Origin of the sequence: uncultured Chitinophaga sp. (genome assembly GCF_937874145.1) — a bacterium.
Taxonomy (GTDB): domain Bacteria; phylum Bacteroidota; class Bacteroidia; order Chitinophagales; family Chitinophagaceae; genus Chitinophaga.
This window is the reverse complement of sequence record NZ_CALNBI010000024.1, coordinates 19,879-41,245: the sequence shown is the minus strand read 5'-3', so window position 1 is coordinate 41,245 and position 21,367 is coordinate 19,879. Positions and strand designations below refer to the sequence as shown.

At 48.6% G+C, this 21,367-nt stretch carries 26 protein-coding genes and 2 tRNA genes; 21 read left to right on the top strand and 7 right to left on the bottom strand.

The annotated features are described in order from the left end of the window. The 5 genes from Q0510_RS00960 to Q0510_RS00940 all read left to right on the top strand — a co-directional run. Positions 1-204, top strand: a 204-nt coding sequence (locus tag Q0510_RS00960) for a TatD family hydrolase (RefSeq protein ID WP_298707393.1), incomplete at its 5' end; no start/stop codon positions are given. Between the two features lie 41 nt (positions 205-245). After that, positions 246-1,283: an asparaginase gene (locus Q0510_RS00955; protein WP_298707391.1), complete on the top strand. Its 1,038-nt coding sequence runs from the start codon at positions 246-248 to the stop codon at positions 1,281-1,283. Positions 1,284-1,331: 48 nt separating this feature from the next. Beyond that, complete coding sequence (locus tag Q0510_RS00950) at positions 1,332-1,577, top strand: YdeI/OmpD-associated family protein (RefSeq protein ID WP_298707389.1); 246 nt, start codon at positions 1,332-1,334, stop codon at positions 1,575-1,577. 72 nt (positions 1,578-1,649) lie between these two features. Continuing rightward, positions 1,650-1,736 (top strand) — tRNA-Ser (locus Q0510_RS00945). Positions 1,737-1,864: 128 nt separating this feature from the next. Next, on the top strand, positions 1,865-2,608 hold the full coding sequence (locus tag Q0510_RS00940) for a hypothetical protein (RefSeq protein ID WP_298707387.1): 744 nt from the start codon (positions 1,865-1,867) through the stop codon (positions 2,606-2,608). Positions 2,609-2,661: 53 nt separating this feature from the next. Here Q0510_RS00940 and Q0510_RS00935 read toward each other — a convergent pair whose 3' ends face one another. After that, entirely contained in the window at positions 2,662-2,997 is a 336-nt protein-coding gene (locus tag Q0510_RS00935; protein WP_298707384.1) for a YegP family protein, read from the bottom strand. Positions 2,998-3,100: 103 nt separating this feature from the next. Here Q0510_RS00935 and Q0510_RS00930 point away from each other — a divergent pair, with 103 nt between their 5' ends. Next, positions 3,101-3,721, top strand: a complete 621-nt coding sequence (locus Q0510_RS00930; RefSeq protein ID WP_298707383.1) for a GyrI-like domain-containing protein — start codon at positions 3,101-3,103, stop codon at positions 3,719-3,721. A gap of 1 nt (position 3,722) precedes the next feature. Here the strand turns inward: Q0510_RS00930 and Q0510_RS00925 are convergent, their stop codons facing one another. Continuing rightward, on the bottom strand, positions 3,723-4,634 hold the full coding sequence (locus tag Q0510_RS00925; protein WP_298707381.1) for a glutamate--tRNA ligase family protein: 912 nt from the start codon (positions 4,632-4,634) through the stop codon (positions 3,723-3,725). 63 nt (positions 4,635-4,697) lie between these two features. Between Q0510_RS00925 and Q0510_RS00920 the strand changes: the two genes are divergently transcribed. From Q0510_RS00920 to Q0510_RS00890, 7 genes are all read left to right on the top strand, one after another. Continuing rightward, positions 4,698-4,771, top strand: a tRNA-Asp gene (locus Q0510_RS00920). A 287-nt stretch (positions 4,772-5,058) separates the two neighbouring features. After that, a complete protein-coding gene (locus Q0510_RS00915) occupies positions 5,059-6,078 on the top strand; it encodes an AAA family ATPase (protein ID WP_298707380.1) in 1,020 nt (339 codons plus the stop codon). Continuing rightward, positions 6,075-6,674, top strand: a complete 600-nt coding sequence (locus tag Q0510_RS00910; protein ID WP_298707378.1) for a HEPN domain-containing protein — start codon at positions 6,075-6,077, stop codon at positions 6,672-6,674. The genes Q0510_RS00915 and Q0510_RS00910 overlap by 4 nt, the downstream gene beginning before the upstream one ends. A 230-nt stretch (positions 6,675-6,904) precedes the next feature. Further along, positions 6,905-7,552: a hypothetical protein gene (locus Q0510_RS00905; RefSeq protein WP_298707377.1), complete on the top strand. Its 648-nt coding sequence runs from the start codon at positions 6,905-6,907 to the stop codon at positions 7,550-7,552. A gap of 93 nt (positions 7,553-7,645) precedes the next feature. After that, positions 7,646-7,999 carry a helix-turn-helix domain-containing protein gene (locus Q0510_RS00900; protein WP_298707375.1) on the top strand — a complete coding sequence of 118 codons (354 nt, stop codon included), beginning with the start codon at positions 7,646-7,648 and terminating at the stop codon, positions 7,997-7,999. A gap of 105 nt (positions 8,000-8,104) precedes the next feature. Further along, on the top strand, positions 8,105-8,449 hold the full coding sequence (gene mobC / locus Q0510_RS00895) for a plasmid mobilization relaxosome protein MobC (protein WP_298707373.1): 345 nt from the start codon (positions 8,105-8,107) through the stop codon (positions 8,447-8,449). Next, complete coding sequence (locus Q0510_RS00890) at positions 8,439-9,209, top strand: relaxase/mobilization nuclease domain-containing protein (RefSeq protein WP_298707372.1); 771 nt, start codon at positions 8,439-8,441, stop codon at positions 9,207-9,209. Before mobC ends, Q0510_RS00890 begins: the two co-directional genes overlap by 11 nt. 112 nt (positions 9,210-9,321) lie before the next feature. On the opposite strand, the gene Q0510_RS00885 is transcribed toward Q0510_RS00890, so the two are convergent. After that, positions 9,322-9,546, bottom strand: a complete 225-nt coding sequence (locus Q0510_RS00885) for a helix-turn-helix transcriptional regulator (RefSeq protein ID WP_298707370.1) — start codon at positions 9,544-9,546, stop codon at positions 9,322-9,324. 354 nt (positions 9,547-9,900) lie between these two features. Between Q0510_RS00885 and Q0510_RS00880 the strand changes: the two genes are divergently transcribed. Both Q0510_RS00880 and Q0510_RS00875 read left to right on the top strand, forming a co-directional pair. Then, positions 9,901-10,221: a hypothetical protein gene (locus Q0510_RS00880; protein WP_298707368.1), complete on the top strand. Its 321-nt coding sequence runs from the start codon at positions 9,901-9,903 to the stop codon at positions 10,219-10,221. Beyond that, a complete protein-coding gene (locus Q0510_RS00875) occupies positions 10,202-10,738 on the top strand; it encodes a hypothetical protein (RefSeq protein ID WP_298707366.1) in 537 nt (178 codons plus the stop codon). Before Q0510_RS00880 ends, Q0510_RS00875 begins: the two co-directional genes overlap by 20 nt. Before the next feature lie 207 nt (positions 10,739-10,945). On the opposite strand, the gene Q0510_RS00870 is transcribed toward Q0510_RS00875, so the two are convergent. Next, complete coding sequence (locus tag Q0510_RS00870) at positions 10,946-12,289, bottom strand: phage integrase SAM-like domain-containing protein (protein ID WP_298707364.1); 1,344 nt, start codon at positions 12,287-12,289, stop codon at positions 10,946-10,948. Positions 12,290-12,689: 400 nt separating this feature from the next. On the opposite strand from Q0510_RS00870, the gene Q0510_RS00865 reads away from it, so the two are divergent. The 4 genes from Q0510_RS00865 to Q0510_RS00850 all read left to right on the top strand — a co-directional run bounded on the left by Q0510_RS00865 (position 12,690) and on the right by Q0510_RS00850 (position 16,380). Further along, positions 12,690-13,400: a hypothetical protein gene (locus tag Q0510_RS00865; protein ID WP_298707363.1), complete on the top strand. Its 711-nt coding sequence runs from the start codon at positions 12,690-12,692 to the stop codon at positions 13,398-13,400. Between the two features lie 3 nt (positions 13,401-13,403). Then, positions 13,404-14,264 (top strand): hypothetical protein, encoded by an 861-nt coding sequence (locus tag Q0510_RS00860; RefSeq protein ID WP_298707362.1) that lies wholly within the window; start codon positions 13,404-13,406, stop codon positions 14,262-14,264. A 210-nt stretch (positions 14,265-14,474) separates the two neighbouring features. Further along, positions 14,475-15,230, top strand: coding sequence for a hypothetical protein (locus Q0510_RS00855; RefSeq protein WP_298707360.1), 756 nt, complete (start codon positions 14,475-14,477; stop codon positions 15,228-15,230). 196 nt (positions 15,231-15,426) lie between these two features. Further along, a complete protein-coding gene (locus Q0510_RS00850) occupies positions 15,427-16,380 on the top strand; it encodes an HTH domain-containing protein (protein WP_298707358.1) in 954 nt (317 codons plus the stop codon). Between the two features lie 29 nt (positions 16,381-16,409). Here Q0510_RS00850 and Q0510_RS00845 read toward each other — a convergent pair whose 3' ends face one another. Both Q0510_RS00845 and Q0510_RS00840 read right to left on the bottom strand, forming a co-directional pair. Next, the gene (locus Q0510_RS00845) at positions 16,410-17,105 is read right to left on the bottom strand and encodes a DUF2306 domain-containing protein (protein WP_298707357.1); all 696 of its coding nucleotides are present in this window, start codon (positions 17,103-17,105) and stop codon (positions 16,410-16,412) included. Between the two features lie 153 nt (positions 17,106-17,258). After that, entirely contained in the window at positions 17,259-17,843 is a 585-nt protein-coding gene (locus Q0510_RS00840; RefSeq protein WP_298707355.1) for a hypothetical protein, read from the bottom strand. Between the two features lie 417 nt (positions 17,844-18,260). On the opposite strand from Q0510_RS00840, the gene Q0510_RS00835 reads away from it, so the two are divergent. Together Q0510_RS00835 and Q0510_RS00830 are read left to right on the top strand one after the other, a co-directional pair. Further along, positions 18,261-18,974, top strand: coding sequence for a hypothetical protein (locus tag Q0510_RS00835; protein ID WP_298707353.1), 714 nt, complete (start codon positions 18,261-18,263; stop codon positions 18,972-18,974). A gap of 28 nt (positions 18,975-19,002) precedes the next feature. After that, positions 19,003-19,806 carry a hypothetical protein gene (locus Q0510_RS00830; RefSeq protein ID WP_298707350.1) on the top strand — a complete coding sequence of 268 codons (804 nt, stop codon included), beginning with the start codon at positions 19,003-19,005 and terminating at the stop codon, positions 19,804-19,806. A 7-nt stretch (positions 19,807-19,813) separates the two neighbouring features. Here the strand turns inward: Q0510_RS00830 and Q0510_RS00825 are convergent, their stop codons facing one another. Continuing rightward, positions 19,814-21,304 (bottom strand): glycosyltransferase family 39 protein, encoded by a 1,491-nt coding sequence (locus tag Q0510_RS00825; protein ID WP_298707349.1) that lies wholly within the window; start codon positions 21,302-21,304, stop codon positions 19,814-19,816. Between the last annotated feature and the right edge of the window lie 63 nt (positions 21,305-21,367).

The following is a 21,367-nucleotide window of genomic DNA, read 5'->3' as shown; positions in this document are numbered from 1 at the left end:
GTGGTCGCCGATCTTCCCCTGGAAAACCTCGTACTGGAAACGGATGCGCCCTACCTGGCGCCGGTTCCCTATCGCGGCAAGCGCAACGAAAGCAGCTACCTCCCGCTGATCGCACAACGGATCGCAGATGTAAAAAATCTAAAAATTGAGGAAGTCGCGGCGGTTACCACTACCAATGCACAAAAATTATTCAAAATGCTCTAACTGATAACGCGGTACATTTGCATGCAATTCTATAGCGTTACATGACGAAGATTCTCATCATCTATACCGGGGGCACCGTGGGGATGATTTACGACGAAAAGACAACCGCGTTGCGGCCCATCGGTTTTAACGAGATCAGGAATAATCTTCCGGAGCTCTACCGGATGGGAATTGATTTTTACGTGTATGCGTTCAATCCCCCGATGGATTCGTCCGACATGCACCCGGAGGTATGGTCGGAGCTGGCCGGCATCATTGAAGACCGGTACGACCGCTACGACGGGTTCGTGATCCTGCATGGCTCCGACACCATGGCGTTTACCGCTTCGGCGCTGAGTTATATGCTGGAGAATTTGTCCAAACCCGTGATCCTCACCGGCAGCCAGTTGCCGATCGGCAAGATCCGCACCGATGCGAAGGAGAACATCATCACCGCCATGGAAATCGCCAGCACCAAGGCGAACGGCCATTGCATGGTGCCGGAAGTATGCATTTATTTCGACTTCATGCTGTTCCGCGGCAACCGCGCGAAGAAGTACAACGCCGAGAAGTTCGAAGCGTTTTATTCCATGAACTACCCTGCCCTGGCGGAAGCCGGGATCGACATCAAATACAAGCGCGACTTTATGCTGCCGGCGCCATCGCAGGAGCTGAAGGTGCATAAAAGTATGGACCCCAACATCGGCGTGCTGAAGATTTTCCCCGGCATCACCCGCCGTGCGGTAGAAGCGATCGTAAACACGCCGGGCATGCGCGGCCTGTTACTGGAGACCTTCGGCAGCGGCAACGCCACCACGCAATCCTGGTTCACCGAGTGCCTGCAGAAGGCGGCGGACAAGGGGATCATCATGGTCGACATAACACAATGCGACGGTGGCTCTGTGGAGCTGGGCAAATATGAGACGTCCACCCACCTGCAGAAGATCGGTGTAGTGAGCGGTCACGATATGACGTTTGAGGCGGCGACCACGAAGCTCATGTTCCTCCTGGGGCAGAACCTTCCGCCGGAAGAGGTGAAGCGTTTGCTGGAGGTGCCGCTGCGCGGGGAACTGACGCCTTCCGAGCCGGTGATTGAGTAAGCAGAGGCATGGTATCTTTATATTGTTAAAACCTTCAACCATTTAACCATGCAACGCGATTTCAGTAATCTGAGAAGGCCCCTTCAGCCGATGCCCGGCTATATTGCGGAGGCTTTACAGCGCGAGGGGCTGATAGAACAATACGAAGCCCGGCCGGCTTATCAGCAAAACGATTATCTGTCCTGGATCACCCGCGCCGTGCGGGAAGAAACCCGCGAAAAGCGGCTCCGGCAGATGCTGGAGGAACTGAAGAAAGGCGGGGTGTATATGCGGATGGCCTGGAAGGGTCAATAATTCCAAAAAATAAATTGGAAAGTTTCAACAAAAGTCTATCTTTGCAACCCTGAATTGAATAATTCAACCGCCGGAGGAGTGCAGGAGTGGTTGAACTGGCACGCCTGGAAAGTGTGTATAGGTGAAAGCCTATCAAGGGTTCGAATCCCTTCTCCTCCGCAAGCTTTAAATGCTCATTGACTTCGGTCTTTGGGCATTTTTTGATTTTTAGGAAGAGTTTATATCTGGCCCAATTACCACAGTTAGCTTTTACAAGCGTAAGCTGTATTTTTAGAGAAAGCGCCAGTATGGAACAATTAAGAGACATGTATTTCGATTATGTAGTAAATGCAACCTATAGAAAAATCGAAAGCGAAATCAATCCCAACTCAATCCCCGATTTGGTTGAAGCAGTATTTCTTAACAAATTCATCAATACCGCTAAAACTGCATCCTTCCACAAGATATATCTTTCACAGGCAGGAAAAATTCATAATTCGATGCAGGAAGGATTCATAAATAAATTCGCTAAAGCCTACAGCTTGACGAGGGGCATAAAGGCAGAACTAAGAGCGCAAATGGAATCCCAAAAATATACAATTGTCAACCTGATAGAAAAGTCCCCATTTGAAGCTTATACAAACTTCTTCATGCACGCAAAATTTAATGACGAGGATAAGGAACGGAACCTTGCATCTTTCTTCACCAAGCTGGCCCATACCGTTAATCCCAATGAATATTATTGTCTTGATAGCTACGTTAGAGTATATTTCAAATTACACAGAGAAGGCTTCTTTTATTCCTATTGCATTATCGGTGCAGCTTACAAAAAATGGATAGCTGACAATAAACCATTGTTGCGAAAGCTTAGACATGCGATTTCGTCGGCAGACAAATCAAATGCATTAAAGATTAGTGAACTGACTGATTTAAAACTTCTGGACATGATTTTTTGGGCTAAAGGCGATACACTGAAAAAGGAGGAAAATGACAGAAAGCCCAACAAAAGTAAGCGCCAGCCACGACTACAGCATGATACCAAAGCGATATAGATGAAAAAAGCCTGCGGGTGCAGGCTAATTAGTATCGTATGCAGGTACTACGGCTAGGCGGCCGACTGATCGTCCACCTCCGCATCGGGCGCATTTTTCTTTACGGATTCGATTCCGCCGTCGCGGCTCGCTTCAGTGGTGTATTGCTGGCTGGTGCCGATGATCTGACCGTTGGCGGCTTTCAGGTTGAAATAGAACTTCCCGCCGGCGTTCGTTTTGCGGTCGAAGCGCTCATCCTGCCGGGCGTTGTTCCGAACGGAATCGATTCCATTCTGGCATGCGGCTTTGGTAGAATACCCTTCGCTGCTGAGGATGTTTTCCCCGTTTCCGGCTTTCAGGTTAAACTGAAATTCACCGTCAGATCTTTTGGTGATGACGAATTTGCTCATAGGATGTTGTTTTAGTTAAGTCGGAAGTTAATAAAAATAAATAATGCATGCTACTGACATACGGTTGTCAGCCCCGGAAATTTACTTGCGTCAAAATTCACCGATGGAAAAACTGGACCTTACTAAAAAGTACAAAACCTACTACCATGCACCCACCCGACCCGAGATCGTGGATATCGGGCCGGCACAGTACCTTTCACTCACCGGCACCGGTGACCCGTCGGGCGAAGCGTTTGCCGCTAACGTGGCCGCTTTGTACCCCGTAGCCTATGCGATCAAATTCCGCTGCAAGGAGCGCGGCAACGACTTCACCGTCGCCAAACTGGAGGGCCAGTGGTGGTTCGACATGCAGGCCTTCCCAGGGCTTACGATGGCCGATGCACCTGTGAAAGTGCCCCGCAGCGAATGGTCGTACCGGCTGCTAATCCGCCTCCCCGATTTCGTGACGGCGGAAGATATCCAGGCAGGCATTGCCACTGCGGTGAAGAAGGGCGTTCCGCAAGCGGAGAAAGTGTCGTTGTTCAGCATGCACGAAGGCAAATCCGTACAGATGTTGCATAAGGGGCCGTTCAGCCGCGAGGGTGAGTCGCTGCAGGTGATGCATGAGTTCATGGTGGCGCAAAACCTTTCCCACAACGGGTTGCACCATGAAATTTACCTTTCCGATTTCCGGAAAACGCCGCAGGAGAAACTGAAAACGATTCTCCGGGAGCCTGTGAAGTAATTTACGCAACACGTTGTTGCTGCACGAACCAATCGCCCAGTTCACGGGCGCTTTGGGGCGTTGCATGCGGGTCCGACATACGTGCGATGGCGGTGCAGATATCTGCAGGCGAAAGGCCTTGCGCGCGCATGTGTCGGATCGAAGTATCGCCGGCGGATTTGGAGAGCTTATGGCCCGAGGGGCCTTCCAGCAGCGGGTGGTGCCAGAAAATAGTGTCAGCAAATCCATTAGGCGGGAGTAGCGATGCGAGGTAGAGCTGGCCGAGGGAGGAAGGTAACAAGTCATTTCCGCGCACCGCGTGGGTGATGCCGAAATGGAGATCATCGGCAACAGATGCCAATTGATATGCGGGATCCCCGTTTTTTTTGCGCACCACGAAGTCGTACATCGAAGGCGGCAATGACATGGGCGGGATTGCGGGCCCCAGGGAACGTATGGCGATGCGTGCGTCCGGGTTTGTTTTCAGTCGCCAGGCAACTCCGGGTTGATCCAGCGGGATGTTTTTATGCCGGCAGGTGCCGGGGTAGATGCCATTCAGTAGTTGGGACCTGGAGCAATCGCAGGCGAAAACGTGACTACCTTCGCGGAGGGAATTGAGGAGGGAATTGTAGGATTCCGTGCGGAGGGATTGGGACCAGTGCGTGTAGAAATCATCCGGGCTGCGAGGGCCCTGGTGCCAGGGGATGTCCATGAATTCGAGGGTATCGAAGATATCGGCGACGTATTCGGGGCGGAGCCGGTCGCGGTCGAGATCGTCGATCCGGAGGAGGATGTTTGCGTTGAGGCGGAGGCTGAGGGCAAAGGTGGCCGCGAACGACAGGAGGTTCCCGGCGTGCAGGAATCCGCTGGGCGTGGGGGCCAGACGGGTCAGGCGGGGCGCCTGGGGTGTAGGGGAATGGTCGTTTTGCGGCATGTGAAAAATTGATTTGTAAAATTACAAGACTTGTCGCTATATTTGCAACCCGGTTAACGGAAAGGATCGGTAGTTCAGTCGGTTAGAATGCCGCCCTGTCACGGCGGAGGTCGCGGGTTCGAGTCCCGTCCGGTCCGCAAAAATTAGAAGAGACCCGCGCTTGGCGCGGGTTTTCTGTTTTTAGTCGAGTATTTAGTCGAGTTCCCTTTTGTTTTCAATGATCTTTACGGAGGTTAACATGACTTATTAAATGTAGGAAATATCAGCAAGTTTATCATAAAAAAAGGCGATAATGCACTTCGCTTTAATGTATTCAGCTTAGTTACCATCCCGTTTAACTTTCACGAGACCCCTCCATAATCTTTTTGATCATATTCTAAATAATTGGCTTTTTATTCTTATATTTTTGTCTTAAAATAAAACTATGGCAATTAAAATATGTCTGTTTAATCATAAGGGAGGAGTAAGCAAAACAACGACAGCATACAATTTAGCTTGGAAATTGGCGCGAAAGGGAAAAAAGGTAATCTTAGTGGATGCCGATCCGCAATGTAATCTCACCGGATTGATTTTAGGGGATGATTTTGATGATTTTTATCGAACGAGACCAAATGACAATCTAATGGCTGGTATTGCCCCTGCGTTTGATTCAATTCCAGTGCCCTTGAAAGCAATTGATTGTTATGTAGAGCCTAAAAATTCAAATATGCTATTAATTCCTGGGCATATTAATTTGTCAGAATATGAAGTTTCATTAAGCATTTCTCACCAACTTTCAAATAGCATTCCTACTTTAAAAAATCTTCCAGGAGCTTTTAATTGGTTTCTTATCTTGGTAGCGGCCAAATACAATGCTGATTACTTAATAATTGATATGAACCCAAGTTTAAGTTCTATGAATCAAAACTTATTCTGCATCAGTAACTATTTTATACTTCCTACCTCACCTGACTATTTTTCAGTAATGGCAATAAGGGCGCTTTCTAATGTTTTACCGAAGTGGGAAAAATGGGCAAAAGACGCGCGAATAACATTTGGTACAAGTACTTATCCATTTCCAACTACTACGCCACAACTTCTAGGAACTGTTGTTCAAAACTATGCTATTAGGAATAATAATCCATCAGCATCATTTCAAACTTGGTTTGATGAGATAGCGGATTGTGTAAATACGCATTTAATTCCAGCTTTGACTTCGGAAGGAATGATTCTACCCGCACATAAATATACTACCGGTCAATTAGCCAAAGGATATGCTATAGCAGAAATTCCTGACTTTCAGGGCTTAATCCCCAAAGCTCAACATCTTGGTGTCCCAGTCTATGAACTTCCTGATTCGTCCTTAGGCAAAGGTAAAGTTCTGACCCAGTATAAAAGAATTAGGGATAGGTTCCTAACCATATTTGATAGATTTGCTGACGATATAATTAGTATGGCAATATGAGGACAGCGTTCAATCAATTTCTGGTTAACATTGAGGAAATCAGGAAAACGCATTTAGCATCTGTCGCTCTTGCTGCCTCTTTGGGGGGAACCAAAATTATTGACTTTGACAATGTAAAAAGGTCCTGCATAGTTTTAGGTGTTAGTGCTCTCGACCACTATATCCATGAAATTACTGTTATTGGAATGATAGAAATATTTCGGGGAATTAGAGCACCAACGAAAAAATATTTAAAACATAATGTTTCATTAGAACTTGTAGGCAATCTTTCTCACTCATCACCTCATGCAATATTCGAGGCCGAAATTCGAAAAAATTTAGGTTGGCAATCTTATCAGAAACCTGATAAGGTAAAGGACGCAATTGCTTTATTTTCTTCAACCAACTTATGGCAACAGGTAAGCTTATTAATGCATGATACCGAAGTAAACATCAAAACGCAACTTAGCTTAATCGTAGATCGACGCAATATGATAGCTCACGAAGCTGACATAGAACCAGTATATAAAACTAGGCGTCCGATTTCGGATGCTGTAGTGACAACTTCCATTGATTTTATTGAAAATGTAGGTACTGCAATTTCAAAAATTATTTGAGTCTTGACTATTGCAAAAAACAGGAAAATCTATTGGAATAAAGAGATCGAAAATAATACTTATCAATGGTTTTAGATTAATTGTAAAGTAAGCTCCAATTATTTTTAATATTAATCTTCGTTAATTTTTAGTAATTTGATAGAAATCAAAGGGATATGGATTTTCTTTCTTTTCGGCGATTGAAGTCTTTCATTCTATTTGAACAGTCAACTAACTATAATTACTTAATAATGCACTTCCGCAGAACTCACGAAAGGCATCTGGAGCATTTTGATAGTTGGCCGATAGCCGCAACCCGGCGGAAATTAATCAACGACTTTTGGTTTTGGGCCTTGTTTCACTATGCGGCTTTGGTAGCCACCTGCGGTACTGTATTCATGGCAATTCTTGCCAGTTTTAATTTCTCTTATCTCCTAACAGTACTAGTAGTCGGGATTTTACTTTACTTGCCCTTATACGTCCTTTTATACCGTCCCGCCTTTACCAGTGATTTTCTTCCTAAACTGGAAACAGTGATAGCGGAGTTCGAAGGAAACCAGCGGATTTGGGCAGAAAAGTGCAAGCGAGAGCAACTTTCCACGCGAGGGCTGGTGTTACTTTATTATATTTTAGATAAATGCGCTGAAATCAATTATCTAACCCCGAACGATAAATCCGCAAGCCTGCTACTCAAAATATTCGGTGTAAGCCAAAAGGGCCTGAAAAATGAACTTGACTTATTGTTTAAAAAGGAGAAGCGGGTAAAAATTGAGCAAAGAAAGCAAACCGAGATTGCCAAGAGTTTCGAAGAGGTATATACTATCTTTGAGGAAATGCAGTTTCCGAAAGGTGTTCAAATGTTAAAAGAGCTGGAAATCCGGTTTAATCACCCCGAATAGCCTTCTATCTCACTGTATTTAACTAAATACAAGTATACTTAAACCAATTCCGGGCCTCCGCAACCCCATATTTACAGCCTAAATCTGTAAACTATGGAAAGTGCAAAGAATGAAATGCCTACCACGCCAATGCTGTTTCCTTTCGAGCCGGAGTTATTCTGGCAGAAGCTGCGTTTGCTGGTGCGGGAGGAAGTAAGCCGGTTGGAAGCGCAACCGGCGGCAGTTGGTTCCACATTTGTTACCCCCGGCCTCACCTACAAACCCCTACTAAAGATCGCCGAGGTCTGCCAGTTATTTCAAGTTTCCCGGCCCACGATCTACGACTGGATCAAGTGTGGCAAGCTGAAACGGTATAAAGTCCGGTCGCGGGCTTATTTTCTCTGGAACGATATTCAGCAATTGCTCTATCCGGATGGGGCGCCCGGTCAGTCATCCCCTGTCATTTGATTTGTTTTAGCGAGCGGTGTTTTTGCTTCGCAAAAACTCGCTCGCTTTTGCTCCCGCTGGTCGCAAAAGGTTGCCCGCCAGCGGGCAATCATTAATTTTTTGCTTATGTGTGCAAAGAAAGGAGGACGCCCCCCAAATCCAAAGAAACGCCTACACCAGGTCGGAATCAGGTTGAACGCGGACGAACTGGCCCATCTAAAGGAACAGGCCGAAAAAGCCGGACTGAAACTCATGCCCTACATGCGGGGAATAATCCTCCGGGGGAAGGTGATCGCCCGGCTGGATGAAGATGGCCGCCAGTATCGGCAAGCCCTCATCGGCATGGCGAACAACATTAACCAAATGGCGAAGGTCTGCAACGCTACCGGCTATATTGACGCCTGTAAGGGGTTCTATCATACCTATCAGGAACTGGCCTCAATTCTCAAAAGGTTAAGTAATGATAAGTAAGGTAATTACGGGGAAATCATTTGCGGGGTGCTGCCGATACGTTTGCCGGCAGGAAGACCATGTAAAGATCCTCTATGTCAACGGTGTAAGGGATGCGAACCCAAAGGATATGGCTGCAGATTTTGAAGACAACCGCCGGAGGCTACCCAATAAACACAGGGCCGTCTTTCATGGTATGTTAAGTTTTCACCCGTCAGACAGGGTAACGGAATCCCGGATGATCGAAATAGCCCGCCAGTACCTTGACCGGCTTAATATTACCGATACTCAATTTGCCATCGTGAAGCATTCCGATAAGGCCCATCAACACCTGCATATAATCGCCAATTTGGTGAACCTCAAAGGGAAAACCGTTTCGGATAGTTGGCTGGGCCTTCGTGGGAAAAAGGTTGCCCAGGCGCTCACCTTGGAACATGGGTTAAAAGTAGCCCAAGGGAGCACCCCGAAACTGACGCCGCCCCTTCGGGGAAGCGAAGAAGCCATAAAAGAGGAAATCTTCTCCGCCATTGCAACCGCGCTCGTACTATGTAATAGCTTTCAGCATCTGGAAAACGTCCTTGCCCACAGCCGGATCGATATTATGTATAGACAAAACGGAAAGGGAGAAGTTACCGGGCTTAGCTTTCGGAAAGGGAAGTTTGCCTTCAAGGGCAGCGACATTCACCGGAATTTTTCATTTGCCGGGCTTCAAAAGCGATTTGATGGCGAACGGGTGGATTTAGCGCGAAGAGTGAAGCGGAGTCGCGGATTGGGCCTATGAAAAAAGGAAATTTGTTCGCCTGCGGCGGGCTTGCGCCCTTTGGACAAGGGCCAGTCGGCGGAAGATTTTAACATCGGCGTCAGATTGGCCCTTGCCCAAAGGGCGCGATATTCTACTTTTTGCCGGTGAGCGTGTTCATATCCACCTCCAGCGCCTCGGCCAGCTTTATGAGGGTGGTCAGCGTCGGGTTGGTTTCTCCGGCCTCCAATCTCCCCACGGAACTATGGGAAATCTCCGCTTTGTAGGCGAACTCGCGGGTGCTGAGCTTCTTAGCCGTCCGCAGTTTCTGCAGGCGCGCGCCGAACTCAATCAGGAATTTATCGTTGGAAGTGGGCATAATTCCCGGAAATTCCGACACTTCCCAAAAAATAATGTACCCAAGTATGGGTACAGTGAATTATTTCACCTATATTGCATACAGAATTAATAGCCGTCCAACTTATACAAGCGGACGGGAAATCATTGTGCTAAAGCCTGCCGCTCTGTCAACAGAAATTGAGGCAATCGCTTTTGAATCTAGTCCAGGGTCTGGAAAACTAAGGATACTAGAGACAAGGGTGGTGCTCACGCTACGGCGTGGGTGCTCGCTTACGTCATCCGGTATTCCAGACCCTGGGGCGGCAAGTAGAGGCTCACGCTTTTTTTTATGCCTTCCCCCGCCTGCCGCCTTCACCGTATAAAACCAATCATTATGGCGAAGCAAGCGAAATTCCGTTATAATCTCCCTAAAGTCGTTGCCGTCCTGAACCTGATCGGTGACATATTTCAAACCCGGATTTGCATTGAACTCGGATGGGAGGAAGAAACCCTCGATTTCTATATGAAACACCCGGAGCTGATCTCCCGCATTGATAGGGGAAAGATCAATGAAATCCTGAAAGAACATTTATCCAACCTCTCCAAGAATCCCCCGCAAATCCCGACGCGAAAGCCTTTTCCTGTTCACCTTACCCGCTCCGTCAAATCAAAAACCAACCATAAACCCATTTATCATGGAACAGAACCAACCTGAAACACTGGAACTTCATGCCCTGCAAACGTTCGGGCAAATCAAGCAATTACATCCGCTAACCTTCGAGAGAGCGGCGGAAATCATTCAATCCGGCCTTCCCCTCCATATGGTAGAGGATTTCCTGATCGTAACCGAACTGGATATTACCGATTTGTGCTTTGTCCTGAATATTACCGGCGATGGATTCCGGGAATGGAGGGATGCAAGGGTTTTCCCGGTAGAGGCCAGTAATACGATCCTACAGTTGGCCGATATCTATGCGTTCGGATATGATCTGTTCGGCCAAAGGAGGACGTTTAACGGCTGGATGAAGGAATGCAATGAGGCGCTGGGGGACATTCCGCCGTTTTCACTTTATGCTCTAACCATATTCTTTACATCGTATATATACTTTTCCAATGTAGGGGGCAATCTTGCCCCCTTATTATTAGCATATCCTTCTAACAACAAAGGTATCTTCGATATACCCGAGGACGGTAGCATTCCATCCTGCATCCGGGTTCGTACTGGGATGTAACGTGCAGGGAATACCCTTACTGAAATCCATGAATACTTTTTTTATGTCCAGCCCTTTTGAAAGCCTCGTAAATTCATGAGCCACAGGGGAATCCAGAGGAATAAACGGCCCTTCATTAACCCACATATCCATTTCCACAATCTCAAAAACTCCGACGTGCGTTCCATTCCAGTAAACATTGTATTGTTCTTCCATGACAGGGACAATTTACTCTTTAGTATTTACTAAACTCAATTTATCTATTTCCCCTCTTTTCTCCCAAATCTCCCTGATCTTACGCCCTGCTTCTTCCGGCGTGATCCGGATATACCGGTAAAAATCCCGGAGGCTCTTATGCCCGCTAATCCGCATAATCAACTCAACGGGCGTACCCGCTAAAAACTCATTTGTACAAAACGACCGGCGGCAGGTATGGGAAGTCACCCAGCCCCACTTCGGCCGGATCGTAACAATATCCTTGTTCCCCTTCTTATGGGTGAACCGCACCGGCTCCACGATCCCCGCCAACTGTGCTACCTCCTTAATCAGCCGGTTAAACATTACATTACTGAACACGGGGATGCCCCCCCGGAATCGCTCTGTAAAGATTTCCTCCGCCTGCTTCCGCAACGGCACCACCACCCAATGATCCGATTTCTCCTGCTTCTTATGGAGCATCCCTTTCCGGATATCGCTACCCTTTAGTGAGGTGAAATCCGAGAACCGCAGCCCCGTAAGGCACCCCAAAACAAACAAATCCCGGCAGGGTGCAAGGTCTGGCCTGTCCGTCAAATCCAGATAATAAATCCTCATGATCTCCGCCGAGGTTAGGTATATCGCGTCTGCATCCTCGTCCAGTATTTTGAAATCCGACAAATCAATGGGAGGGATGATCTTTCGGCGCATCCGGTCGCGGAGGAACAGGCGGAGGTGCTTCACGGTTTTGCCGATGGAGGCCAGCCGCAGCCCCTTTGTAGGTATTTTCCGGCGGGGCTGGATATACTCGTAGGTAAGGAAGTCCACAAAACCCTCATAAAAGGAATAATCGAAGCTTTCAAATGTGATCGGCGCTTCCCGATAGGTTTCATAGGCCAATACATGCTCCTTCATGGTCTTGAACACGTTGATAGTGGCCGGAGATACCTTCCCGGTCTTGCATTGGATGTAATGCTCGATTTGGAAATAAATGTCGAGGTTGATGCCCGGATTGGCTTTAACGGCCAGTTCCGCAGCCTCAAACAGGCCGGAAGGGTCAAAGTCCGGGCGGAAGGTCTGTTTCAGGAACACGCCTACATCCGGCATCTTTTCATTCACCGCATAGGAAATAATGTCCTCTACTATCCGCAGCATCGCGGCCAGCCGCGCCCCCAGGTCAGCGCCCCGGCCGTACCGGGCGGGGAGATCAGGCATAATGCGGAGGAATTTCCGGTTCCAGAATTTGGGAGGGATGGCGATTTCCGTATTCAGCAGCACTTTTTTGTTGTCGGCGCCGCAATACTGGATAAAGATCAGGCCCGTGCCATCCCGGCGTACCTTGCTTTTAGGGCAGATCGGTTTGATTGGTAACAACATAGTTTAGTCGATTTTTTAGTCGAGTTCATTGTTGTCAACCTCAATAAAGGTACTATGAAAGAAAAGAGAACGGTGTTATAGGATGTTGAAAATCAACATCGTATTGATGGCTTATGTAAGCCGCTGCATACTTCGATTTGATATCCGCAGTCCCGTCCGGTCCGCACGATTTTTTAAAGACCCGCGCTTTGCGCGGGTTTTCTTTATTCTAGTCGAGCGTCTAATCGGCTAATTCCTATCAAATACACTTAATTTGCCGTAATTGCGTATAATGTGCATGCCACGGTAATTCACGCACGGAAAATCATTCAGCCACAAAGTGCAGTACTTCTAAGTCCGTTTGATTGGCTGGCAACTTTCTGTAAGGGAAACAAAGGCAGTTTATCTCTAATGTCCTAGCATGAGTGTGTTCTCTTACCATTTAACAAAAACATCTTATCTCGCTGCTTTAAAAGCGATCTTATCATCTCGGGAACTGAAAATTACTCCCGGCTTGATTCATGCAGAATATATGACAGCAATGACATTGGGTGCTGCCATTTATTCCCCTGAGCGGATATTGGCCAGGCAGGTTGCTATGTTTGCACAATGGGAAAATGAAGCTGCCATTGACCGCTTTCTAAATAGCAATAGCATGGGCCAGATATTTTCAAAAGGATGGCACACGCGATTAGCCTTTTTGAGGCAGTGGGGAAATATAAGCGCATTTCAGATACCTGGTGAACCGCCTGCATTGAATTATCCGGATGAGCCCGTAGTGGCGGTAACGCTCGCCCGGATGAAGTTACCGGAAATTCCAAGATTTATTCATTGGGGCAGGCCTGTCGAAAAATTGGTTCGGGATCACCCGGGTGTATTATTTTCCACTGCTTCTATCAGACTTCCCCGCACGGTTTCAACTTTTACAATCTGGAAATCTCAACAGGAAATGGCGGATATGGTTTGGGGGAACAGTGCTGTTCCACATCAGAACAGGCATGTGAATGCAATGAAGGAAAGAGAAAGAAAAGACTTTCATTTCGAATTTACAACGCTGCGATTTAAACCCATTGCGGAGTTTGGCGAATGGAATGGCCGGTCAAACTATATTCCTAACCTCAAAGAACTTTAGGGAATGAACTTAGCGTATCCAGCGCAGAAATTTCAGGATTGGTTAACCCAACAATGGGTGATTTTGCGGGGACGTAGAATAAATCCCAGTGAAGTCCCTTGGTTAATGGGGCCATTCGGACACTTAGATGCAATCGGTGAGGATTTCATTGGGCAATTAGCCCGAAAGGAAGACTTAGTAATTGAAGATGAGACGAGTAAGCAGGGACTGATCCCTTCAATGGATAAGCTCAACCTGCCAGCTTGCGAATTTTTAACTTTATCGCGGCACATTATTGATTTCTATGAGGATACCGCTGACTATTCCCTGGATTTTTCAGTGAAATGGAACCCTTTTTTCAAAGTTTTCGGCATATTGCTGAATAAAATGTTTAGCAATAGAATCAACCAGTTAAATGTTCCGACAGGAAATATCAAGAACGGCGAATTATTGAACAGCAAAGTAATTACTTTAAAAGATCCTTTAACTGATCAGGCCAGGTATACATTTTGGTTCAGGTCTGTTCAGTCAAGTGGTCGGGTAATTTACTCTGGAGCTTATGGGCTAAGCACCCTGCCTTCAGGGAAAACATGCATTAAGGCCGTTTTTCCATTACCAAATGGTAATGCTACTGTTCTCATGGCGCCTCGAGTCGGAAAAAATGGGGAGCTGGTGCTGGATTCATCAGGGACGGAATTTGGAGATGCCGGTTTCTACTTTTTGCTTAAAGATTCTAAAGGAAACTGTTGGTCTCAATACATCCGATCTTTTCGCGATCGGCTGATAGTAAGTACAGAACGGGATTACATTTCAGCAAAACAAACTTTTACATTGTGGCATTGGAAGGTACTTACATTCAACTATAGAATAAATCGGAGTAGCTAATATTAATATGAGAATATTTGAGTTGTTAAAAGTTCGATAATCGTTCCTCCCAGCCCGCACGATTTTTTAGAGCCTCCCCCTTGTTGCGGGCTTTCATTTTTTTGTCTAATAATAAGTCGAGTTCGTTTTTTGATGCCAGTTACCAGGGCCTCTCGCCGCCCGTGCGGTATCGTGTTGTGTTACGTCAGCCGATTTCACTAATTTTATCCCATGAGATGCTCTTATACGCTATTAGTTCTATGCCTCTTTATACCCATGCTGGCTGCAGCCCAGCAACTGCCTGCCCAAAGTACTGTATTGATCGTTCAGCCGGGCGGCCACGTTCCTGTCAATGCTACCTCCAAGGGCAAACTCAGGATCAAGGACGGAGGTTTAAAGTCGAATTGCGGTTATACCCAATCCATCAACGAAGCCCGCACCAAAGCCCGCCTTTCCGGCGCCAACATCATCAAATTCACCCAGATCAAACCACCCGACGCCTGGAGTACCTGCTACCGCATGAACGCGGAATTATATTATCTCGAAGACCTCGCGCCCATGCTCGCGGAGCAAAAAGCGGCATCAGACTCCGCGATGCGCGCCCTGGTGCCTGATACCGCGTCATATGCGCTGCTGTGCGTATATCGCCCCAATTCAGGGTTGGGTGTGGTGGTGCAATACAATCTGCACGTTAATGATTCAATGGTTTGCCGGGTAAAAAACGGGGGGAGCTACCAGGTGAAAATCTACACTCCCGGACAAGCCCGGTTATGGGCGCGCACGGAAAAAAGGACGGAAATCATGGTGGATTTTCAGCCGGGGAAAGCCTATTTTCTCCGTTGCGCAGTTGGCGTGGGCGCGCTCGTAGGCCGACCGGTATTTGAAATTATGGACGACTATACAGGGGTGATGGAATTCAAGGAAGTGAAAGCGGAAAAACCGGTGGATTCCCTGGAAGACCCTGTATACTCAGCTGTTGGTAAATAGTAACCAAACGCCGTCGAAATGAAAGGAACAAACAAGCATGTCCGTGCTTTTCCCATACAATCCGGCTGAAGTAAGGCGCTTACACGTAAATCGGTCTCTCCTGGACGCAAATACTTAACTAAATCGCTATATTCATACCCTGAAATCCAGACGGCATCACCATTTGCTGACTCCATAAATCAAACAATGTACGACCATGCAAGAGAACACCAAATTAACATTCCTCAAGCTTGCTGAACAGACATTGGAAAAAGCGAACACTCCTCTTTCTCCGCCAGACATCTGGTTGAAAGCAAAAGAATTCGGCTTGACTGAAAAGTTCAGGACCTCCGGCAAAACCCCGCAGAATTCAATAGGTGCCCAACTTTATGTTGACGTTCGGGACAATCCGTCATCTGTTTTCATTCAAACTTCCAAACGGCCATCCACATTCGGCCTTAAGCGCATATCATACGCATCCAATAAGTTGCCTGACAATTCTATTGAAGGAAATCCCTCCAAAACCCCAAAATTCAACGAAAGAAACTTGCATCCGTCGCTGGTTAAATTCGCTTATTCCCATCAACATTTCAAAGCCCACCTAAAAACCATTTACCACGAGCTGTCCTCCAAACAAAAAAAAGGGCTGAATAAGTGGCTCCATCCCGATGTGGTGGGTGTATATTTCCCTTTTTCCGATTACGAAAAAGAAACGCTGCACTTACAGCAAAGCCTTTCCGTCAATTCGATCAAACTATTCTCTTTCGAAATCAAAATTGAAATAACCCTTTCCAATCTCCGGCAGTATTTTTTTCAGGCGGTTTCAAACTCCAGCTGGGCGAACGAAGCATACCTGGTGGTTGCAAAGATTGAAGACGACGAAGCGCTGACTGATGAAATCCGCAGATTAAACAATGCTTTCGGCATCGGCATTATTAAACTCAACCCAACTGACATTTATAGCTCTGAAATCCTTTTTCCATCGCGCCTATCGTCAAAAATAGACTGGGATACTGTCGACAGGCTGGTTGCGGAAAACAACAGTTTCAAATCATTCATAAATGACATTACGGACGATGTTAAATTAAGGCAGGTAAAAAGTACGTATGATACCGTTTTGTCGGATGATGAATATGATTCGCATGTTTTACGACATAACATATACCCTTAATCCGTCGCTACAACTAAGACGCGGTTTGCCTAAAGCCTCGGCATCCACATCCCCAGCGTAGCCGCCACGGATCCCAGCCCGATCCCCAACGCCGTCAGCACCAGAAACCCCGTGAACAACGCCCGTTGCAGGGAAGAACCGTTGCACCTGACATGAAAATATACCGCCGCGATGCCCTGGGGCAAGATGTACACTAACACCGATAGCCCCGTCAATAAAGGGCCTGTGAAAGTCGCGGGATCAAAGCCCACGGGCGCCCTCCATATCATCAGCCACAACATCAGGAACACCCGGAAAAACCACACGCCGCTCATACCCAGGTAAAGATGCACGGCCCACTGCTGGTGCGCCGCAAACTTCCGCTGCATGGCATTCCGGATCGTAAAGGCCGCACAGCAGAAGATGATCGCGCCATTCATCGTGATCGCCACCGCCATCACCGGCCCTCCCACCGCTCCGCGCACCCAGGTCAGGTACAGCCCCGCCACGCTAACCAGGAACGCCGAAGCAATATAAACTCTCCCGCTCACCCGGTGGAAACGCGGCGCCCTCGTCCGGAGCGCATCCACCAGCTGCAATGGCCCCAGTATCGTAATGACCGCCGCAAATGCCACATGCAGGCCAAAGATGACATTGCCCGTTATATCGCCCTTCACATAAAAATGGGGATTGACCTTATTCCACGCCTCCAGCTGCCCCAGCGCCCCGGAACGCCCATAATGCATCAAAATATAATACGCAAAAAACGCCTGACCCAGGCAAGCAACGGCAAACCAAAGCCGGGCCGCATAACGCAACAGGCGAAAGGGGACATTGTTCATCATATGGAAGTATTCATCGAAAATAACTACCATACCATGATTTAAACTTAACATTTGTTAGGAAATAATCTCCCGCCGTATGCGGCTCAGGCTCTCCGGCTTGATCCCGAGATAAGACGCGATATACTTTAACGGTACATGCTTCATGATATCCGGACAATCCCTGATAAAATTGCGGTACCGCTGCTCCGCCGTAAGCGTAGCCAGTTCGTTCATCCGCTGCTTACCCTCTTCCATCACCTGCTGGAAGAGCCGGATCGTGTAATCCTTTTGGGTGCTGCTGGTCTGCACCGTCCGGTCGGCGTCGGCCTTGCCGATCCTCAGCAACTCGCAATCGGTGATGCAATGAAGGTATTCTTCCGATACAGTCTGATTCGCGAACTGCAGGTATGAGGTGAAGAATCGGGGCCCCTTATTGAGGTCCACCGTCACCTCTTCGCCTTTATCGTTTATGTAAAACTTACGCATGTAGCCGGATACGATGAAATTGTGATACAACGGCACTTTGCCCGCCGTTTCCAGCATGGTGTCCTTTTTCATTTGTAAAGCCTTGAATGTTTCGCGGCAGCTTTCCTTATCCTTTTCCGGCAGCTCGATTATCTGCTGAATGTACCGGAAAAGCGCGGTGTAGTAGTGCTCCATAACTACGGCTTGTTTCGGTAAAGATAGGCCGGCAGGGGATTTGCTCCGCCGTATTTCACAAAACGCTGTCATTCAACTCAATACAAACCCCACTTCCCAAAGTAACTACTTACACATAGGGAAGCCATGGTGACAGACCAGCGCCCCGGCCGTAAGTTTGCCCCATCATCAACAGCCGCAAAAAATGACGTTCAGATCGGCAGCCACCGCCATGATAACCCTGGCTTTACAGGACAAGCAGGATTTGTGCACCGCGGGCATGCGGAGCCTCTAATAGCGGTGGCTCAGGAATCCATGGAATAACTGTTGAAATTTTGTAAATTGACATATACGCCCGAAATACCCCAAATTCTCAGATCTATGAAAAAGAGACCACCCCGCCAAACTATTTGGGATAAGTTAAATCCTAAGGTTACCGTGATATCCACCGTCCTTGCGGCAATTTCTACTGCGCTGGGCATCTTCCTCAGTCTGAAAGGCTGTGGGCAGGGCGACCTGGAGGCCGAAAATCTCCGCGCACAGTTGAGCAGTTATGAGCCCGTACTGGAAACTGCCTACCTGGATATCACCGGTGATATCTACAGCCTCACCCGCAGCCCGGATTCCGTGAAAGTCAATAGCGACCACTTCTTCCTCGACTACAAAATCCTTAATAACGAACTCACTTCCGGAAGTGATGCCGGCCTATTCGTTTTCAATGATTCCGACCTCATTACCCATACCGTTTACCTGATGATCGAAAACAAAGGAAAGGCGGCCGCCAACGATATCGAGATCGCCGTGAACAAGTGCACTATCAACATGTCCATCAGCATCAGTGAAGACCCGGCTGCCGGGGAGCTCGACTATGCAGCGTTGATCGAGTCGGCGGCGGGAAGGCAAACGCCAGCATCCATAAAGCTCCCCATTAACCTGCAACCGGGCAACGGCTACCTGGTTCCCATCCTCGTATCGGCCAGGCCGCCTGTTTACAACGGTCCCGCCCCAAACTGGCATGTCATTTCCAAAAGCGTAGTGTTGCCGAAAACCATCCGGTTCAAAAGCAGTATTTCCGGCAAAGCGGTTTCGTCTCCTGTCCGGAAAATGCGCAGCCCGGTCCGGCTTGCCGAAGGCGTTGAAATCAGGGGATAGCCCATCCGTCACTTTTACATTGTTTATCATGGAACACCGTCCGCAAGAAATCCACCGCTACAACAAAGCCAGGAATACGTTCATAGCCTGCCTTTTGCTCTTCCTCACGGCTTCCGCCCTTACCTTTCTTTACCGCGGCCGCATCGGCGCATTCTTCGGCATTGGCGCGGAGAAAGCCCGCCTGGTCAGGATGCTTGATTCCCTACAAAACGAGCCACCTCGTTTCGATATTGGTTATGCCATCGTAGAACTGGAGACGTTTAAGAAAATGCTACTGCTGGGGAAAGACACTGGAGCCGCGCCCTTTATGTATCCTTTCGTCGAGAATGATGTTACGCGGATGTTGTTCACGAACGATCCGCCGTTGCTGCCGGATTACACGCACATTCCCGTTGCATTTGATACGGACAGTTTTCACCTTCATTACAGGAAGAAAGAAACCCGCCTGCGGGAAACGGGCGTGGGGTGCCTGATGATCCGGCAATTCGGCGCGGGAATAGCCGACTCCGTAACACTCACTTACACTGACCTGAAACCTGACAAGGCAGAAAATATATACGACGGAACCGATATTGCTTCTTTACGTGATTCCTCGCAGCACCTGGAGCGAAAAACATTCCGGCTTGGCGACATGCCCACAGGCTCCGCGATCCTCGTGCCATTATACGTCGCCAATTTCTTCGACTATAAATTAGACGGCGAGTTCTCAGCCTTCTGGCGACTGATCACTCATCACCTCATCATACCTTACACCTTAAACTACCATCACCTGGGGAAAGCAGATTCATTGTCGATGGGTGAAGTATTAACCCGGCCGGTGGATATCCGGTGAGGCGGCCTTATTCCTCCGGTGGCCGGTACTCCATGCACTGGTACACCAGCCAGCGCCGCGCGAGCTTATGCCCTTTGTTCACATCTATCGTGTACACCTGCTTCACTTCGCGGAAGTATTGTCGCAGGGTATCTGCGAAACGGCGCTCGTCCTGGTCGGTGTAGAGGTCGGGGATCGAATTGATGAAAAGGGCATTGCGGCCCGAGAGGTTTTGAATGTTGGTGCCGATGTAATCGAATTGCAAAGCGGGCTTGCCGATGATGTTTTGCCCGTACACCATCTGGTCGAGGTAGAAGTTAAGGGCGGCGCTTGTTTTGTAATCATCTGCTGAGAAGATGAAGTGCCCCGGGAATTCGCGCTGTATCTTCCTTACTTCGTACGCCATCCTCCCCCAGCCTACCCATACATCGTCGGACTTCACCAGCACGGGGTACCACAGCAGCTCGACCGTCATGGCGGCATGTATGACGATGGCGATCCCCTGCTGCCAGGCCCTCCATTTCCGCGGGAAACACCGCATCACCCAAATCACGCCCGTGATGTAAGCCGGCATCATCCAGTTCAGCTTCACCCAGTAAAACGGCGACAAGGCCAGGAACACGCAGAAAACCGGCAGGAAGAAACTCATCAGGAACCAGGTGCGCTCGTTGGCCTGCCACATGCGCCCGCTGTATTTCCGGGCATACATCCAGATGGCGCGGAAGAGCATCACCAGCAGCACGGGGCCCAGCAGGGCCGCCTGGTGGCCTAATACGCCGAGCACATCCGTTAACCGCAGCGCAACGCCGCTGACGCGCGCGGCAGACTGGAAGCGGAACGAGGCGAAATCGTGCTGCACATTCCATATCACCACCGGCAGCGCCGCCAGCACCATACACGCCAGGCCCGCCCAGGGCCATACTGCCAGCAGCTCCCGCCGGTATCTGGCGGACCCCAGGAGGAAAAGCCCTGTTCCCAACGGAAGGAACACAGCCGTATATTTGCTGTCGAATGCCAGTCCCATCATCGCCCCCGCCAGCAGCCAATACCAGCGGCGCCGGAGGAACAGGGCTTTGCACAGGCACAACAGCGCCAGGCTCCAACAAAGCATCAAAGGCACGTCGGGTGTGGATACCAGGGAAAGAATGGTGACCATGAGCGTAGATCCCAGCAGCAGCATCCCCTGCATCGCCCGGCGGCGCGGCAGGAAAAACAACGCCAGCTGCCGGAACACCAGGAGCGTGCCCAGCGTAACCAGCGTATCCCCCAGCTTGATGACCCACACTTCCTTCCCCAACACCACCGTGAATGCCTTCAGCACCCAGGCAATCGCCGGGGGATGATCGAAATAGGAAATCGCCGGATGCTCGGTGTAGAAATAATAATACGCATCCTGCGGCATGAGCCCCATGCGCCAGATGAAAATGGTCCGTAAAATGAAAATGCTCAACGCGGATATCATCAGCCAGCGGTCGTGCCGCCAGATCTCCCGCCAGTCTGCCCGTAATGTTCCCTGCATAGCTGGTTCGCTAAAGCCATAATCATTCCGGAAATTATCCAGATCCCTATTTATATTGATTTA